16 protein-coding genes are annotated in these 16,517 nt (G+C 63.0%); 6 read left to right on the forward strand and 10 right to left on the reverse strand.

The genetic code is table 11. The features are described from left to right. Nucleotides 1-27: 27 nt before the first annotated feature. Genes B015_RS0123535 through B015_RS0123550 form a run of 4 tightly spaced genes read right to left on the reverse strand, consistent with a single transcriptional unit; the run spans nucleotide 28 to nucleotide 4,714 of the window. Nucleotides 28-1,092, reverse strand: a complete 1,065-nt coding sequence (locus B015_RS0123535) for a substrate-binding domain-containing protein (RefSeq protein WP_026227642.1) — start codon at nucleotides 1,090-1,092, stop codon at nucleotides 28-30. A 59-nt stretch (nucleotides 1,093-1,151) separates the two neighbouring features. Continuing rightward, nucleotides 1,152-2,213, reverse strand: a complete 1,062-nt coding sequence (locus tag B015_RS0123540) for a substrate-binding domain-containing protein (RefSeq protein ID WP_018430204.1) — start codon at nucleotides 2,211-2,213, stop codon at nucleotides 1,152-1,154. 36 nt (nucleotides 2,214-2,249) lie between these two features. Beyond that, complete coding sequence (locus tag B015_RS0123545) at nucleotides 2,250-3,503, reverse strand: M20/M25/M40 family metallo-hydrolase (RefSeq protein WP_018430205.1); 1,254 nt, start codon at nucleotides 3,501-3,503, stop codon at nucleotides 2,250-2,252. After that, on the reverse strand, nucleotides 3,503-4,714 hold the full coding sequence (locus B015_RS0123550) for an ROK family transcriptional regulator (protein ID WP_018430206.1): 1,212 nt from the start codon (nucleotides 4,712-4,714) through the stop codon (nucleotides 3,503-3,505). The genes B015_RS0123545 and B015_RS0123550 overlap by 1 nt, the downstream gene beginning before the upstream one ends. Nucleotides 4,715-4,941: 227 nt before the next feature. Here B015_RS0123550 and B015_RS33660 point away from each other — a divergent pair, with 227 nt between their 5' ends. The 3 genes from B015_RS33660 (at nucleotide 4,942) to B015_RS31490 (ending at nucleotide 6,055) form a co-directional block, all read left to right on the forward strand. After that, nucleotides 4,942-5,115 carry a hypothetical protein gene (locus B015_RS33660; protein WP_018430207.1) on the forward strand — a complete coding sequence of 58 codons (174 nt, stop codon included), beginning with the start codon at nucleotides 4,942-4,944 and terminating at the stop codon, nucleotides 5,113-5,115. Between the two features lie 40 nt (nucleotides 5,116-5,155). After that, nucleotides 5,156-5,530 carry a cupin domain-containing protein gene (locus B015_RS33665; protein ID WP_018430208.1) on the forward strand — a complete coding sequence of 125 codons (375 nt, stop codon included), beginning with the start codon at nucleotides 5,156-5,158 and terminating at the stop codon, nucleotides 5,528-5,530. A gap of 69 nt (nucleotides 5,531-5,599) precedes the next feature. Beyond that, entirely contained in the window at nucleotides 5,600-6,055 is a 456-nt protein-coding gene (locus tag B015_RS31490; RefSeq protein WP_018430209.1) for a cupin domain-containing protein, read from the forward strand. A 268-nt stretch (nucleotides 6,056-6,323) separates the two neighbouring features. On the opposite strand, the gene B015_RS0123565 is transcribed toward B015_RS31490, so the two are convergent. Beyond that, nucleotides 6,324-7,181 (reverse strand): LysR substrate-binding domain-containing protein, encoded by an 858-nt coding sequence (locus B015_RS0123565; protein WP_018430210.1) that lies wholly within the window; start codon nucleotides 7,179-7,181, stop codon nucleotides 6,324-6,326. Between the two features lie 144 nt (nucleotides 7,182-7,325). Here B015_RS0123565 and B015_RS0123570 point away from each other — a divergent pair, with 144 nt between their 5' ends. From B015_RS0123570 to B015_RS0123580, 3 genes are all read left to right on the forward strand, one after another. Beyond that, complete coding sequence (locus B015_RS0123570) at nucleotides 7,326-8,315, forward strand: zinc-binding dehydrogenase (RefSeq protein ID WP_018430211.1); 990 nt, start codon at nucleotides 7,326-7,328, stop codon at nucleotides 8,313-8,315. Then, a complete protein-coding gene (locus B015_RS0123575) occupies nucleotides 8,308-9,105 on the forward strand; it encodes a fumarylacetoacetate hydrolase family protein (protein WP_081623526.1) in 798 nt (265 codons plus the stop codon). The genes B015_RS0123570 and B015_RS0123575 overlap by 8 nt, the downstream gene beginning before the upstream one ends. A 102-nt stretch (nucleotides 9,106-9,207) precedes the next feature. Continuing rightward, a complete protein-coding gene (locus B015_RS0123580) occupies nucleotides 9,208-10,851 on the forward strand; it encodes an ABC transporter substrate-binding protein (protein WP_018430213.1) in 1,644 nt (547 codons plus the stop codon). Between the two features lie 80 nt (nucleotides 10,852-10,931). On the opposite strand, the gene B015_RS0123585 is transcribed toward B015_RS0123580, so the two are convergent. Genes B015_RS0123585 through B015_RS0123605 form a run of 5 tightly spaced genes read right to left on the reverse strand, consistent with a single transcriptional unit; the run spans nucleotide 10,932 to nucleotide 16,450 of the window. Next, on the reverse strand, nucleotides 10,932-11,729 hold the full coding sequence (locus B015_RS0123585) for a M55 family metallopeptidase (protein ID WP_018430214.1): 798 nt from the start codon (nucleotides 11,727-11,729) through the stop codon (nucleotides 10,932-10,934). Between the two features lie 15 nt (nucleotides 11,730-11,744). Next, nucleotides 11,745-12,836: a pyridoxal phosphate-dependent aminotransferase family protein gene (locus B015_RS0123590; protein WP_018430215.1), complete on the reverse strand. Its 1,092-nt coding sequence runs from the start codon at nucleotides 12,834-12,836 to the stop codon at nucleotides 11,745-11,747. Between the two features lie 8 nt (nucleotides 12,837-12,844). Further along, entirely contained in the window at nucleotides 12,845-14,521 is a 1,677-nt protein-coding gene (locus B015_RS0123595; RefSeq protein ID WP_018430216.1) for a serine hydrolase domain-containing protein, read from the reverse strand. A gap of 22 nt (nucleotides 14,522-14,543) precedes the next feature. After that, nucleotides 14,544-15,416 (reverse strand): ABC transporter permease, encoded by an 873-nt coding sequence (locus tag B015_RS0123600; protein ID WP_018430217.1) that lies wholly within the window; start codon nucleotides 15,414-15,416, stop codon nucleotides 14,544-14,546. Then, entirely contained in the window at nucleotides 15,413-16,450 is a 1,038-nt protein-coding gene (locus B015_RS0123605; protein WP_026227644.1) for an ABC transporter permease, read from the reverse strand. The genes B015_RS0123600 and B015_RS0123605 overlap by 4 nt, the downstream gene beginning before the upstream one ends. Nucleotides 16,451-16,517 lie beyond the last annotated feature (67 nt).

Raw genomic sequence — 16,517 nt, forward strand, 5'->3', positions numbered from 1 at the left:
GGGGGTGCCACCCCCCTGCCCTGACAACTACTTCGCGGCCTCGGCGACGCTCGCCGGCACATCTTTGTTGAGCGACGTCTTCCAGCCTTCGGCCACGGTCGCCTTGGTCACGGCGAGCGAGTCGACGACGAGGAACGGCTTCTGGTCGACACCTACAAGCGCGCCCGCGGCCGACCGCGCTGCCGTCACGCCGATATTGTACGCCTCGTCGGCAACCAGTGCTGCGATGTTGCCGCCCTTGACCATGTCGAGCGCCGCAGGCTCGTTGAGGTCAAGCGTGACGATCCTGGTGTGGCTGTTGCCAGCATTGCGCAGTGCCGACAGCACGCTCAGCGCCGGCTCGGCCCAGGTCACGTAGATGCCATCGAGATCGGGGTGCTGGGTCACCATCGCCTGAGCGATTTCCTCGCTGCGGGCGGGGTCGGCCATGCCAGCCTCGGCGACGATCTTCATCTCCGGATAATCCTGCTCGATGGTCGCCTTGAAGGCGCTGTCGCGCTGGTTGGTGACGTAGAAATCGGCGTCGTGGAAAATGTAGCCGAGCTTGCCCTTCTTGCCGAGCGCGTCGGCCATGGCGACGGCCGCCTTGTTGCCCATCTGGAACAGGTCGTCGGAGACGATGGTCACATAGTCCTTGCCGTGCACGTAGCCAGCCGGCGAATTGTCGACGAATGCGAGCTTGACGCCGGCGCTGCGCGCCGGATCGTAGACGACGGCGGCGGTCGCCGGGTCGACCGGCAACGAGACGATGATCGACGGCTTCTTCGCCATCACCGTCTCGACGTCGGCCTTCTGGCGCGCAGCATCAAAGCCGGCGTCAGTCTGGGCAATCACCTCGATGCCCAAGCGCTTGAACTCGTCATGCGCGCCGGAATTCACAGCATTGGTGTATTCGCTCATCTCGTGCCAGACGAGCGCTGCGGTAAACTTGCCGTCCTTGATCTTCTGTTCCTGGTCCGGCGTCAGCACCACGCTCTTTGCCGGCGTCGGCTGTTCGCCATTCGGACCCTTGGTGGTGCCGTCAGCGGCAAGGGCCGCGGTCACAGATAGCATTGCTGCGGAAAGGGCGAGTGCCCTCAATGTCATGCGCATGACTGTTCCTCCCTGGCAGATGGTGCCCCGGCGGCGCTTTGGCCACCGGGACGGATGGCCTACTTGGCTGCGCCGAGCACCGACTTCGGCGCGTCGCGGTTCAGAGATTCCTTCCAGCCCTCGGCAACATTGTCCTTGGTCACTGTCAGCGCCGGAGCCACGACGAAGGCCGGCGTCTGCTGGCCAAGCAGCGACTTGAGGCCGGCGGCGGCCATGGCGCGGCCGAGTTCGTAGGCTTTGTCGGCGACAAGCGCGGTCACGTTGCCACCCTTGACCATGTCGAGCGCCACAGGCTCGGCGAGGTCGAGCGTCACCACCTTGGTCTTGGCGTTGCCGCTGGAGCGCAGGGCCGAGAGCACGCCGTCGGCGGGCTCCGCCCAGGTCACGTAGATGCCGTCGAGATCAGGGTTCTGCAGCAGCATGGCATTGGCCAGTTCCTCGGCCCGCGCCGGATCGGAGATGCCCTGCTCGGCGACGATCTTGATGTCGGGGTAGCTCTTTTCGATCGTCGTCTTGAACGCCTGGTCGCGCTGGTTGGTGACGTAATAGGTGGCGTCATGGAAGATGTAGCCGACCTTGCCCTTACCGCCGATGGACTTGGCAAGTGCGTCGGCTGCCTGCTTGCCCATCTGGAACAGGTCGTCGGTGACGATCGCGGCATAATCGGAGCCGTGCTTGTAGCCGCTCGGCAGGTTGGACAAGAACACCAGCTTGGTGCCGTCCTTGACCGCCTGGCGGAAGGCTTCGGCCGAGGTTACCGGGTCGAGCGGCAGGGCCAGGATGACATTGGGCTTGGCCGCGAGCGCGGTCTCGATGTCGCTGCGCTGGCGCGCCGCGTCGAAGCCTGCATCGGTAGTCACCGCGACCTCTACTCCGGCGCGGGCGAACTCGTCCTTGGCGCCGGCCGACACCGCATTGGTGAAGTCCGACGAGGTGTGCCACAGCAGGGCCGCCTTGTAGCCCTTGTCCTTCAGGGTACCGATGTCGGCATCCGACAGGGCGACGTCGGCGCTCGGCGTCGCCGCCTCGCCCGAAGGGCCGACCGTCTGGGCGATGGCCGATCCGGCAGCCAGCATAAGACTGCCTGCGAGGGCAGCGGCAAGCATCTTCTTAATGATCATGTTTTCCTCCCGATCATATCTAGCAAAGTAGGCAGTTCACTCGATGACCCCGCAGTAGCGGGCCATGAAGGCAGCGAAGGCAACGACGCCGGCGAGATATTCCTCGACCTCGACGTGCTCCTCGTAGGTGTGGCAGTTGCGGATATCGCCCGGCGCGCAATAGACGGCGGGAATGCCCAGCCGATTGACGAAGAACGGCGATTCCGACCAGAACGGCGCGCCTTCGATCGTGCCGCGCCCTAGCAGAGCCTGGCCGAGCGCATCGGACAGCATGGCAACCTCCGAGGCATTGGCATCGATCTCGGCGGCGGTTCCGCCCAGCACATGGTCGCGTCCCGCCGGATAGGCGAACTCGACCTTGATCTCGGGATCGGAGATCGCGCCGCACACGGTCGCCTCGATCTCGGCGGCGGCAGTATCGAGGGACTCGCCCGGCAGCAGCTTGCGGATCAGGGACAGCGTGCAGCGCTCGGGCACCGCGATGTAGCCGCCGCCGGAAAGCCCGGTGATGAGCAGGAAACCGCGCCCGACCAGCGAGTGCTGTGCCCGCGCCGCGATCTCATCGGAATGCTGCCACAGCGCGCTCATCGCTGCGTGGCTCGCCTTGAGCGCATCCTTGCCCAGTTCCGGTACGCCGAAATAGGCAGACTTGCCGGTGATGGTAATGTCCGTGATGAAAAAGCCGATCTGCGCCGGATAGACGGCAAGCCGGGTCGGCTCGACATAGACGGTGAAATCGGGACGCCGCACCTCGCCGCTCTCGATACGGACGGCAAGATCCTTGATGCCGGCGGAAACGCCTGTGCCCGGCTGGCCGCTCTCCTCGTCGCCGACGAAGGCATACGCCACGTCGCCGGCGAGGCGAATGCCGGCTCTGTCGAGCAGCGCGAGCGCGGCGAGCGACGCCGAGATGCCGGCCTTGAGGTCGCCCGAGCCACGCCCCCAGACAGCGCCGTCAATGATCGGAGCTGCGAACGGGTCCTCGCGCTCGGTACCGGCCCAATGCGCGCGCCAGCCGTCGACATGTACGGTGTCGGTATGTCCGATGAACAGCAGTCGCTTGCCGCTACCCTTACCCTGGCGCTCACCCCAGATGTTGGGTCGCCCGGGCAGGAACTCCGCGGTGCGCAGACCGGAAAGCCCGAGTGCTTCCATCTGCTCCCCGAGATAGGCGACGAAGTTTGCCTCGTTGCCGGTGATGCTGTCACAGCCGATGGCGCCGCGGAACAGGGCGAGTGCCGCGTCGCGGTCGAGCGCGGCCTCGAGGCGCCTGGTCAGTTGGTCCGTCATCACACAGCCTCCCTCAGCGCACGCAGTTCGACCTTCGGCAGCGAGATGCGGCCTTCCGGGGCATCGACTCCGAACAGCGTGTTGTGCAACTGCCCGAGCCCGATCGCCGCGGCACCGATGATCGCTGCACGCGAGCCGAGTTCGCCGGTCTCGACATTGACAGGATAGGGGAAGCACTGCGGCAGGAAGACCTTGACGCGAGACAGCACCTCCGGCCGCAGGCCGATCGAGCCGCCTAGGATGACCTTCTCCGGATTGGCGATGGCCGCGATAGCGCCGATGCCGCGGGCCAGGTGTCTTGCAATCTCGTCGAGCACCGCCAGCGCCGACTGGTCGCCCTCATCGGCGGCCTCGAAGATTTCCGGCACCGACCGCCGACGGCCGGCAAGTGCCGCGTAGCGGTCCATGATGCCGTGTGACGCCACCGCGCGTTCGAAGGCGCCTGTACGCAGCGACTCAGCCTCGAACGGATCGGCCCCCAGCGGCAGGAAGCCCATTTCGCCGGCGGCATTGATGGCGCCGCGCACGAGGTGGCCGCCGACCATGAGGCCGCTGCCGACGCCGGTGCCGAGTGCCACATAGGCGAGATTGTCGATGCCCTGACCCTGCCCCAGCCAGTTCTCGCCGAGCACGGCAAGGTTGACGTCGTTCTCCAGCATCGCGCCGAAACCGAAGGCGTCGGAGAACGCACCGACCACGTCCATCTTGTCGAAATTGGCAATGTTGGGTGCAAGCAGCACGCGACCGGTGACAGTATCGGGCGCGCCGGGCACGCCGATCACCGCCAGCTTGATCTTGTCGCGTGCTATGCCCTGCCTGGCCGCCGCCTGGAAGGCGAGCGCGACGATCTGGTCGACGATGTACTGGCCGCCACGCGGATCTGTCGACGCAGTGTCCTCAGCAAAGATCTGGCAGGCCAGATCGGTGATCGCGACGCGCACCTTGGTGCCACCGAGGTCGACGGCCACGATGTAGGCGGCGTCGTAGACGAGTTCGTAGGTCACGGCCGTGCGGCCGACATGGCCGCTGGTGCGACCCGTCTCCTGCACCCAACCTTCCTGTTCCAAGACGCGGACGATCTCGGAGATGGTTTGCTTGGAGAGGCCGGTCTGCTTGGAGATCGACGCCCGCGAAATGGGACCGCCCTGCACGATCGCTTCCATGACGGAGCGCTGCGAGAACTTCCGGGAAATGCGCAGGCTGTCGTTCACACCGACCTCATTTAATTCGTTCTATAACCGAACTTATTAGCGAGGATATCGGCTTGTCAATCGGTATTGTTCGTCCATGCGGTGCAGCACGAAATTGCCTTTGCCGAGAACCCTTTGACCGGAGCGGATGCGACAACCGCACTCCGCCGTCGCCAGGGGAGAAGCCGGCGGGTGACGGCCGGACCAAAGACGCCAAATCGACTGGCCAAATCGACTGGGATGAGACGATGACAACTGACGCAGAGACAGCCAAGACCGGCCACAAAAGTGGCGATCAGCCTGGGGAGGTTGTCTGGGAACGGTGGACCAAGAAACGCACCTTCGTCCGCGCCCTCGAAGGCACATATGGCGAGCTTATGTCCGAGCTTTTCTCGCAGCCGCGGGTCTACCACAACCCGTGACCTCAAGTGGAAAGGCGGCCCCCAGAACTTCGGCAAGAAGGTGATCAATCCGCAGGCAGTCAAGGTCGCGCAGTCGATCGAAACGCATATCGACGTTTTCGCGCCAGGCGGCTACGGCCAGAAGCATGGCCACATGAACAGCGCCGTGTTCTTCGTCCTCAAGGGCAAGGGCCACGACATCCATGTCGGCAAGCGCCTCGACTGGGAAACCGGCGATGCGCTGATCGTCGAGAACGGCTGCGTACCTGATCTTCCAGAAGGTGGTCGAATACCCGCCCAAGGAACCGGTTGCGGGCCAGGAGCACCACGCACCGCCGGCAGAGCTTTGATCGGATTTCAGGGAGACGTCACAAATGTCCGCAATTCCTTCCTCGACCTGACTGAACGCCAGCGCGCACGATCGGGCGACACCTAGGTCAACTTCTATGCCGATACCCTCGAAGCCTCGAAGGAGTTCCGCCGCGAATACGAAGACCGCACCGGCGTGGTGAAGTGGCACGACATGCCGATGGAGCGGTCTGCCGATGGCCTGATCAAGCACATCATCAACGAGCGCATGAACACCAAGGAATGCGCCCTCGACATCTACATGCAATTCATCCCGCCTGCAGGCGCAACCGGCGCCAGCCGCCACCTCACCGAGGAAGTCGCCTATGTGATCGAAGGCACCGGCTACGACCTGCACCATGATGTGCGCTTCGACTGCAAGGACGCGTTCATCTGGGAGTGGGACAAGACGCTGAAGAAGTTCGAATGGGGTCCGGGCGACTTCATCTACATCCCGCCCTACTGCGCCCACAAGCGCTTCAACACCGCCGACACCGAGGCGCGCGTCGTGGTCGTCAACAGCCGCATCATGAAGGCGATCGGCTTCGACTGGTTCGACCAGCTCGAACCCGCCAAGGGCTTCGAAGACCTCTGGGTCCCCCCTGCCGACTGAAACAGCCTATCGCTGCATTCCCTGGAACACCCACATTGCCGGCAGCAGCTCGCCTGCTGCCGGCCTTTTGCCCCTGCCAGCGGGTCGGACACAGAAAGTCACTCGAAAAATCCGACTGACGTTGGCCTCCGATCTCGTCCACATGTGACAAGAGTCTCATGATCCTGTTGTGACAGCTTGCTCACGCAGCAGCGCCAGTCGCCTCCACACGGCTCATCACCCGGCTTTCACAGATTTCTGTCGCCCTCGGTGCGGAAGTTGCCGAACATCAATGGGCAAGATTGTCGGTGAGAAACGAGAGCAGAGGCTGCACAATCCGCGCTTCGCTCTTCTCTTCGCCGATAACCACGATCTCGGTCATCGGAAGGGCGGGCCACTGATCGGAGGGGCGGATGACCTGCATTCCATCCTGGACAAACGATCTGCCCAACACGGTTACGCCGAACCCTCCGGCAACCGCTGCCCGCGCGCCGGCCAGGCTATTTGTCGTGCAGGCCACATACCAATCGCGCCGAACCGAATCGAGCGCCTTGATGGCAACGCCGCGATAGGTGCAAGGGGCGGGCAGCAGAACCAGCGGCACCGGCTCGCCTGGATCGCGATCATATTGCTTTGAGGAAATCCACATCAGGGGTTCGCGCCAGATGACCCTGCCGCGCTGAGCGCGCCCATCCTTTTTGGCAATGACGATGTCGAGGCGGTCCTCATCATAGGCTGCCAGGAGGTTGCAGCTGAGGCCGGTCATCAATTCCAGCCTTACTGCCGGACACAAGCTGGCAAATTTCGACAACAAGGCAGGCAGATGGTGCGGCACGAAATCTTCCGAAATGCCGATACGCAGCCGTTCGAGGTCAGCAGAATCGACGAGCGTGCGAACTGCCAGGTCGTTGAACTCGAGCATGCGCCTTGCCGCCGAGAGAAGCCGCTCGCCTTCGCCGGTGAGAACAAGGGAACGGCTGGTTCGCCTGAACAGCGGCCGACCCAGAAGGTCCTCCAGTCGGATGATCTTTTGGCTGACCGCGGACTGCGAACGCCCGACGACGTCAGCTGCAGCTGTGAAGCTGCCTGTTTCGGCGACCGTCGTGAATGCCCGGAGCAGATCGATTTCTAGATCGGGATATCTCATTGCGGCCCCTGTCAGTCACCAAGCGCCACCATAAGCTAGAAGCGTTCCAGATCGATAGCATTAGATTTATGCGTTTCCTCTGATACGGCGCTGACGGCACACTCCCGAAAGACGATAACGTGTTGGGAATTGTGGATGCGTGCAATGGTCTTGAGGGCTTACGGGGGCCCGGAGAACTTCAGCCTTGGCAAGCTTGAGGCACCTCGGCCTGGCTCGGGAGAGGTGCTGGTGCGCGTGGAGGCCGCCTCGATCAACCCGGTCGATGTCCGCATCCGAAACGGTCTGCCCATCGGACCTGCTCTGCCTGCCGTGCTGGGCGCCGATCTGGCAGGAACCGTGCAAGCCGTTGGCGAAGGCGTGGCCGGTCTGGTGCCGGGAGACGAGGTCTATGGCTGCGCAGGTGGTGTGAAGGACCTTGGCGGGACGTTCGCCGAATACATTGCCGCCGATGCCCGCCTGCTTGCACCAAAGCCTGGAAACCTCTCGATGACGGAGGCCGCGGCACTGCCCCTGGTGTCGATCACCGCATGGAACTGCATGACGCGCGCAGCCATTTCCGCATCCGACCATGTCCTGGTTCATGGTGGCAGCGGCGGAGTTGGCCATATCGCCATCCAGCTGGCAAAAGCACGCGGCGCGCGCGTGACAGCGACCGTCTCGTCAGCCGAAAAGGCAGCACTTGTTCGTGAACTGGGGGCGGATGACACGATCCTCTATCCACGCGAAACGGTGCAGGAGTACGTCGACAGGCTGACAGGGGGACATGGCTTCGATGTCGTCGTCGATACGGTTGGCGGCGCCAACCTGGACCATTCGTTGCAGGCGGCCGCGCCGCAGGGACGCGTCGTTGCGACCGCTGCGCGAAGCACCCACGACCTGTCGCCGATGCATGCCAAGGCGTTGTCTCTGCACGTCGTGTTCATGCTTATCCCCATGCTTTCGGGCATTGGCAGGGAGGAGCATGGCCGGATCCTCCGTCAACTGGCGACCCTCGTCGAAGACGGGAAGGTTCGCCCCCTGATCGATCCCGAACGCTTTCCTCTGGACAGGCTGCCCGATGCCTTTCGCCATCTTGAAAGTGGCCGGGCGCTCGGCAAAGTCGTTGTTGAAATAGCTGGACATTTCGATGCTTGAAACACCCGTACCCTTGCAACGCCTCGATATGCACAAGGCGGCAGAAGCAATCCTGAATGCTGAACGCAATGCCAAAAGCATGCCGCCGCTCAGCGGCGAACGTCCAAATCTCACACTCGATGAAGCATATGGCATCCAGAACCTGCTGAACGGCATGCGCCTGAAGCAGGGGCTTCGTTTCGCTGGCCACAAGATCGGTTTGACTTGGCGCTCAACCCAGATCGCGTGCGGTCTGACCGAGCCGATCCGAGGAAGGATCTTCGGCAATTTCGTCTTCGACAGCGGTGCAAGGATTCCAGCCGCGCGGTTGGTGAAGCCGCACATCGAAATGGAACTTGCCTTCATCATCGGGCGTGACCTCGATCGGCCAGGCGCAACGATCGATGAGGTGTTGCAGGCTACCGATTACGTCGTCCCGGCCCTGGAGCTTGTCGATCATCGAATGGCTCCGCCGCGAATTGTCGCTGACACGGTTGCCGACAATTCGGCCTTCGCCGCCGTCGTTCTTTCTGAACGGCGCTTCCGGCCAGAGAACGTCGACATCAGTTGGGTCGGCGCCACCCTGTCGCGCAACGGCATCGTGGAAGAAACAGGTGTTTCAGCAATCGGCATGGGCCATCCGGCCGCCTGTGTCGCGTGGCTGGCAAACGCGCTTGTCGAGGCCGGAGAGTGCCTTCGCAAAGGCGACATCGTCATGTCCGGAGCCTTCGCAAGAGCGGTAGCCATAGCCAGCGGTGATCAGATCGAGGCGGATTTTGGTCCATATGGAAGCGTCAAGGCATCGTTCTGAAGCAAACCGCAGCTTTCGGTTCAAGCAGCCCAATCAATAGCCACCACTGTCGCCAGCCACCACGATTTCCTGGTGCCGACATTCCTCGGGAGTAGCATGTTAATGAGCAACCGCAATCGCGATGAAAAGCCGATACCTGCGGCGGTCGTGCAGATGGCGCGAATGGCCAAGGCTGGCCGAATGGACCGACGTGAGTTTCTGACCATCGCAAGCACGATGGGGCTGAGCGCCGCAACCGCCTATGCACTTGCGGGCGTGGCGATGCCCGTCACCGCGCTGGCGGCGACACCGCAAAAAGGCGGCGTGCTCCGGATTGCGATGCCCGTCAAGGAACTGAAGGACCCGCGTACGTTCGACTGGGGCGAGATGGGCAATCTTGGCAGGCAATTTCTCGAGCCCTTCGTCAAATATACCGCCAACTACACGTTCGAGCCCATGCTTCTTGAGAGCTGGGACGTCAACGACGATGCAACCGAGTACGTTCTGCATCTGCGCAAGGGCGTGAAATGGAACAACGGAGATGATTTCACGGCTAACGATGCGATGTTCAACATCAACCGCTGGTGCGACAAGAAAACGCCGGGCAACTCCATGGCCGGCCGCATGGCCGCACTGGTCGATCCTGCAACCGGCAAGGCGCGTGACGGCGCCATCGCGAAGCTCGACGATCATACGGTCAAGCTGTCATTGTCGAAATCGGACATCTCGCTGATTGCAAATTTCGCCGATTTCCCCGCACTCATCGTCCACCGGAGTTACGAGGAAACAGGTTCCGATCTGGTACAGCATCCTATCGGGACCGGGCCGTTCGAGCTCGTTTCCTTTGATACATCCGTGCGCGCCGTCTACAAACGCCGGGACGGCTGGTGGGGCGGCGAAACCTACCTCGATGGCGTCGAGTTCATTGACTATGGCACTGATCCCAATGCACTCGCCAGTGCATTCGAGGCAGGCGAAGTCGACGCCAATTTCGAAACCACCGGCGATCAGATTCAGGTGCTGGATTCGATGGGGCTCGCACGCAGCGAAGCGCAGACCGCGGCAACCGCAGTTGCCAGGTTCAATGTGACAAACAAACCGTACGACGATCAGCGCGTGCGCAACGCCATGCAACTTGCCGTCGACAACGCTGCGGTCCTCGAACTTGGCTACAGCGGCCGCGGAAATGTCGCTGAAAACCACCATGTCTGCCCAATCCACCCCGAGTACTTCCCATTGCCGAAGCTCGAACGGAATCTCGAAAAGGCGGCGGCCCTCATGAAGGAAGCCGGCATGATGGATTTTGAACATGAACTGATCAGCAGCGACGACGACTGGCACCGAGGGACGGCCGACGCGATCGCGGGTCAACTGCGGGAAGCGGGCTTCAAGGTCAAGCGTACCGTGCTGCCTAGCTCCACGTTCTGGAACGACTGGACGAAGTATCCGTTTTCGCTGACCGGCTGGACGATGCGTCCGCTGGGTGTCCAGATATTGGCACTTGCCTATCGGAGCGGCGAAGCCTGGAACGAAACTGGATTTGCCAGCGACGAGTTCGATACGAAGCTCAACGAGGCGCTCTCGATCGCCGACGTCGAGAAACGCCGCAGCGCCATGGAGGACATCGAGAAGATCCTGCAGGGGTCGGGCGTCATCATCCAGCCATACTGGCGCAAGGTCTTTGCCCACTTTGTTCCAAAGGTCAAAGATCACCACGCCCATCCGCTTCTCCAGATCCAGCTCGAGAAGGTCTGGCTCGAGTCCTGAAGTCGCGAGCACAACAAAAAGTTGGCGTCGAATGGACAGATACGCCCGGGATGGAACCCGGGCGCCCCTGGACGAGCCCCCTAAACGATGAAGCGAATGGCGCGCTGGATTTCGAAGAAGTCGTTGGCGCGGAAGCGCAGCGTGCGCGCCGCTACATGCTCGACGCCGGGATACCAGCTCGCGCGGTAGGCCTCGTGCGGGTTGGTGTATTCGACGACCAGCTCGAAGCTGTCGGCCAGTTTCGGCATGCAGGCCTTGAGGTCGCGTGACAGCGCTTCCTCGACGCCGGCGCGGATGGCGGCGACAGCGGCTTTCGGCGTCAGCGACTTCGTGGCCGGGCCAAAGCCCTCGCTGGTCGCCACAGTGCCGATGCGCGGCACCAGAAGCTTGGCCTCCGCGCACATGCCGGCATCGCCCGACAGGAACACCGACGGGACGCCGTAGCGCGCCGCGCACAGCGCATTGAGCGTGTATTCGGACGCCACCTCGCCATTGATCAACAGGCGCGACACTGTGCCCGTCAGCGTGTGCGCCAGCGGGTTGGTGTCGGTGCCGGCCTTGTTGTGGTAGCCGGTATAGAGGGCGGCCGAGTAGCTTTTGTCGATGCCGAACATCATCATGTCGGGGTGGCCGCTCCAGTCGCGCACGATGGTGACATAGTCCGGCAGCTTCGACAGGATCAGGTTGCGCCCGGTGGAATGCGCGTCCTTGACCAGCACTTCCTTGGCGCCGGCCGCCTTGGCGCCTTCGCAGGCCGCCACCAGCTCGTCGGTCATGTATTCGCGGAATTCTTCATAGGCCGCGTGCCCCTTCCGGGCTTCGTCCCACACGGTGATACCGGCGGTGCCTTCGATGTCGGCACTGATGAACACCTTCATGATCGTAATCCTCGGTTAGAGTAGCTCGGCCATCGACCGCAGCAAACGGTCGATCTGGTCGGGGGAATGCTCGGAAAACACCGCCAGCCGCATGCTGGGCACGTCGGATGCGTCGGAATAGCCGCCCGGCTGCTGGACCCTGACGATGATGTCGCGTTCGGCGAGACAGTCGCGCAGCAGCTCAAGGTCGGTGACGCCGTTGATGGTGACGACCGGCACCGGCGTGTCGGCAACCTCGAAGCCGAGGTCACGCAGGCCGTTGCGCATCTGGCTGACATTGCGGGCCAGCCTGGCGCGCCTGTCCGTCGTCTGCAGGATTCGCAACGAGGCGGCTGCGGCAGCAGCAAGGCCGGGCGGGGCCGGCGAGGCGCCGCGCATGATCATCGCGTTGCGCTTGATCTTCTCGGCCAATGCGGCGTCGCCGGGAACGACCCCGCCAAGCGCACCGAACGCCTTGCTCATCGTGCCGGCGAGGAAGTTGCCATCGCCTTCGAGCCCGAAATGCTGCAGCGAACCGCGCCCGCTTCCTCCGAGCACGCCGACGCCGTGGGAATCGTCGATGCACAAAAGCGCGCCGTCATAGGGCGCCATTGCCTGCCGGAAGTCGTTGAGCGGTGCCAGCCGCCCGGAGGATGGAAACACCCCATCGGTCAGCACCGCCGGCCGCTGCCCGGCGCCAACATGCAGGGCCAGCTGTTCTGCCAGGTCATTGGCATCGCCATGACGGAACTCATGCACCGGCTTGCCCAGCGTCGGGATCGCGTCACGCGTGCTGTAATGCGTGGCGGCGTCGATGAAGATGAGGTCAAAATCCTCGCGCAGGCCCTGCAGCAGCACCATCGGACTGGTGTAGCCGGAGATCATGTAGACGACCTCGTCGGTGCCGAACCACTGGCGCAATCGGTCCTCCAGGTCAGCATAGACCTGCATGTGCGCCAGTGTGCCCGGCCCCATACCGTATTGTCTGGTGGCGGCGCAGGCCGCCTCGATTACCTCGGGGTGGCCGTGCAGGCAGAAATAGGAGGTGCCGCAATAATAATCGACCTCACGCCCGCCGATGACCATGCGGGCGCCGATTGGCGATTCCATCTTGAAGGGTACGGTCATGCTGCTGCTCAGGCCGCCTCTGCCTGGGACAAGGGACGCCGCTCAAGGAACATCGGGCCGACACGGATACCGCGCCTGCCATGGTCGTCGACAGCGTCGAGCTCCAGGATTTCATCCTCGTAGAGCTTGCCATGCATGCGGAAGCGCCCCTCGCCCACCGGCTCGCAGTTGTGGGTACAGAAATATTCGATCAGGCATTTAAGCCCGCCATGGCTGTAGCTCAGATAGGTGATGTTGAAGTCAGGGCCGTACTCGCCGAGATGCGGCTCAATCGCCTCCGGCACCGCCTCGTCGGCAGGCGCCTCGATGCGGCTCCAGCTGGCATCCTTCCACGCCAGCTTGCCCGGCTCGGGGAAGGACAGGTTCATGTGCGCATAGCCGGCACCGCGGCCGTAGATGCGGCCGTCGATGACGAAATCCTTGCCTGATACTGGCCGGATCTGCAGCGGCACGCCATCGCCCATCAGATACAGCTTGCCGTCCTTGGCCTTGACCTCGACGACCTCCTTGGTGGCGTCGTCGCGGTAGTAGCCGGGCAAGGTCCTGAACTGCTCGTCGGCGATGACAGGCGGTCGCTGCATGCGCTGCAACGGCTTGCCCATGTTGCGTTCGGACAGCGCGATGCGCAGCCCGTCAATGCCAAGCCGCGAGGCTATCTGGTTGGCGAAGTCGAGCGTCGCGAACACCAGCACGCCGATACCTGCGCCAGGCAGGATCAGCATGTGCGAGGCATAGCCATAGACGGCGCCGCCATGGCCCACCGACTCCCAGCCGTCGACCTCGCCCGCCCCGAAACACAAGCCATAGCCGGCCATCGACTTGTCCAGACTGTCAGGCCGCTTGCCGAACGGCGTCCACATCTCGCGCAGCGAAGCCGGCGAAACGATCGAGTTGCCCGCGGCGTCGAAGCCGCCGCGCAGCAGGCACTGGACGTAGCGCGACATGTCGTCGGTGGTGGAGAAGATGTTGCCCGCAGGCGACCCGCCAAGGCTGAACACCGGCGCCGGCGTGTCGCCATCCAGCGTCCACATGTCGGCGGGCGCAAGCCGCTCGCGGATGCCAGGCGCCATGCCGCATGACGAGTTGTTCATGCCGAGCGGCTTCAGGATATTTTCAGCGACGTAGTCGGAATAGCTCTGGCCGGTTACAACCTCGATGACCCGGCCTGCAACCGCAATGCCGGCATTGGAATAATGCATGATACCAATGCTCGGATCCTGCTTGAGGGTCGAGCTGGCCAGTTCGTTGACCGTATCCTCGAGCGGCGGGCGGGTCGCGTCGAGATAGTGGCCGCTTTTCGGCTCACGCACCAGGCCGGCGGTATGCGTCAGCAGCTTGCGCAGGCTGATGTGAGAACCGTTGGGCCCGCCCTCGGCGCCGGCAAACGGGTTGATCGGGTGAAAGCCGGGCAGGTAGGTCGAGACGTCGACATCAAGGTCGACCAGCCCCTTTTCCGCCAGTTGCATCAGCGCCAGCGAGGTGAAGGTCTTGGTGATCGAGCCGATGCGGAAGCAGGTGTCTTCGCGCATGTCGAAATCACGGTCGTGGCGCTGGATATGGCCTTGAGCCAGCACGCCGTCGCGGTCGACAAGCGCGTAGGAGATCGACGGGATCGCCTTGTCCTCGACCTCGTAGCGGATCAGGTCTTCGAACAGCTCGATCGATGCGGCGGAGAGCGAAGGCATGGCAAATGCTCCTTGGGGTATCTCAATGGGAATGGCGGGGGTCGAGCATGTCGCGCAGCGCATCGCCGACGAGGTTCCACGACAGCACGAACAGAAAAACGGCAGCGCCGGGGAAAGCCAGCGTGTACCAGAACTGGAACGGGTTGCCCGGCTGGCCAACGATCCAGTTGCGCGAATAGGCGATGAACTGGCCCCAATCGGCGTAGCCCTCTTCGGTGCCGACGCCGAGGAAGCTGAGTGCGGATGCCGACAGCACCATAGAGCCGGTGGCCATGGTCGCCAGCACCAATACCGGGAACATCGCGTTGGGCAGGATGTGCAGGACGATCAGTCGGAGATCGCTGGCGCCGTAGCTCCTGGCGGCGTGGATGTAATCCATCTCGCGTATTCGCAGGATTTCACTGCGCACGATGCGGGCGTAACTCATCCAGCCGAACGTCGTCAGGGCAATCGTGATCGGCCAGATGCCCTTGCCGAGAAGTGCGGTCAGCACCATCGCCGCGATCAGGAACGGCACCGCCATGAACACGTCGACGATGCGCATCAATATCTCTTCAGCGAGCCCGCCATAATAGGCAGCGACCGCACCGACCACGGTGCCGATCAGCACCGAGATGGCAACGACGCCGAGGCCGATCTTGAAGGCCGTGCGCGTGCCCCACACGACACCGTAGAAGATGTCGTACTGGCCTTGGGTGGTGCCGAAAATCGCATCGCGCGACGGCGGCTGAGGCGTCGCCAGGAAGCCGGCGCGCGGCGTGTCGTAAGGCGAAAGCTGAAAGCTCTGCGGCGGCGCCAGCAAGGGTGCGAAGATGGCGATCAGCACAAAGGCCAAGAGGATGGCGACACCCAGCAGCGACACCGGATTGCGCCCGAGGTAGCGAAGAAACTTCATTGCGTCTTCACCCTCGGATCGAGCAGCGGATAGATGAGGTCGACGAGCAGGTTCATCAGCACGAGAACGACCGCGAAATAGAGGCCGAAACCAAGGACCGCCGGGAAGTCGAGATTGGCCGCCGTCTTGGCAGCAAACTGGCCGAGGCCGGCATAGTCGAAGATGGTTTCGGTGATGACGACGCCACCCATCATGACGGCAAGCTCCATGCCGGCGATGGTCGCCACCGGCAGCAGCGCGTTGCGCCGCGCATGCTTGAGCTCCACCACCCGACGCGGCAGGCCCTTGGCGCGGGCCGTGCGCACATAATCCTGGCGCAGCGTCTCCAGCATCGAGGTGCGCATCACCCGCGTCATGGAGGCGACGTTGACATAGGTCAGCGTGATGACAGGGGCGGCGAGGTGGCGAAGCGAGTCACCAAAGATCGCCCAATTGCCATTCAGGAGCGCATCGACCGTGTTGGCGCCCGTGTAACGCACGAATTCGTCCGAACTTACGATCGTCTGAGCCCACTGGCTGAGCCGGCCGGGCGGAAACCAGTCGAGTGCCGAGTAAAAGATCAGCAGCATCAACAGGCCGAAGACGTAAACCGGGAACGACCAGCCGAGGATGGTGAAGATGCGGATGATGTGATCGGGCCAGCGGTTGAGATAGATGCCGGCTCGCGAGCCGAGGAACACGGCGAGCAGCAGGCATGGAATGAACGCCAGCACGACCAGCTCCAGCGTCGCTGGAAACAACGACGTCAGCGCGGTCGAGACCGGCTGGCGTGCCGTTTCCGACCAGCCGAGATTGCCGCTCAGCACACCGCCGATCCATCGGGCATACTGGACGTAGAAGGGATCGTTGAGCCCGTACTGCTCGATCATTCTGCGGATGCTCTCCTGACCGCCCTTGAGGTAGTCAGGTGACGGCGCATAAGCCGCCAGGCGCTGCGTCGGCGAAAGCGACATCTGCAGCGCAAAGATCATCAGCGACAGAGCGAACAGGACGACGGGCAACATCATCAGTCGTCTGAGTGCGTAGTTCAGCACGGGCCACACGTTCCGATTTCAGGGGATGTAACAGCGGCATGCCGGGCGACCGCAGCCGCCCGGCATG

The organism is Hoeflea sp. 108, assembly GCF_000372965.1.
Taxonomy (GTDB): domain Bacteria; phylum Pseudomonadota; class Alphaproteobacteria; order Rhizobiales; family Rhizobiaceae; genus Aminobacter.

Excerpts from the sequence above, each read along its gene's own strand:
- B015_RS0123570 (WP_018430211.1), top strand. The coding sequence starts at position 7,326 with ATGGTCTTGAGGGCTTACGGGGGCCCGGAGAACTTCAGCCTTGGCAAG.
- B015_RS0123585 (WP_018430214.1), bottom strand. The coding sequence starts at position 11,729 with ATGAAGGTGTTCATCAGTGCCGACATCGAAGGCACCGCCGGTATCACC.
- B015_RS0123580 (WP_018430213.1), top strand. The coding sequence starts at position 9,208 with ATGAGCAACCGCAATCGCGATGAAAAGCCGATACCTGCGGCGGTCGTG.
- B015_RS0123540 (WP_018430204.1), bottom strand. The coding sequence starts at position 2,213 with ATGATCATTAAGAAGATGCTTGCCGCTGCCCTCGCAGGCAGTCTTATG.
- B015_RS0123595 (WP_018430216.1), bottom strand. The coding sequence starts at position 14,521 with ATGCCTTCGCTCTCCGCCGCATCGATCGAGCTGTTCGAAGACCTGATC.
- B015_RS0123590 (WP_018430215.1), bottom strand. The coding sequence starts at position 12,836 with ATGACCGTACCCTTCAAGATGGAATCGCCAATCGGCGCCCGCATGGTC.
- B015_RS0123565 (WP_018430210.1), bottom strand. The coding sequence starts at position 7,181 with ATGAGATATCCCGATCTAGAAATCGATCTGCTCCGGGCATTCACGACG.
- B015_RS0123535 (WP_026227642.1), bottom strand. The coding sequence starts at position 1,092 with ATGCGCATGACATTGAGGGCACTCGCCCTTTCCGCAGCAATGCTATCT.
- B015_RS33660 (WP_018430207.1), top strand. The coding sequence starts at position 4,942 with ATGACAACTGACGCAGAGACAGCCAAGACCGGCCACAAAAGTGGCGAT.
- B015_RS0123545 (WP_018430205.1), bottom strand. The coding sequence starts at position 3,503 with ATGACGGACCAACTGACCAGGCGCCTCGAGGCCGCGCTCGACCGCGAC.
- B015_RS0123600 (WP_018430217.1), bottom strand. The coding sequence starts at position 15,416 with ATGAAGTTTCTTCGCTACCTCGGGCGCAATCCGGTGTCGCTGCTGGGT.
- B015_RS0123575 (WP_081623526.1), top strand. The coding sequence starts at position 8,308 with ATGCTTGAAACACCCGTACCCTTGCAACGCCTCGATATGCACAAGGCG.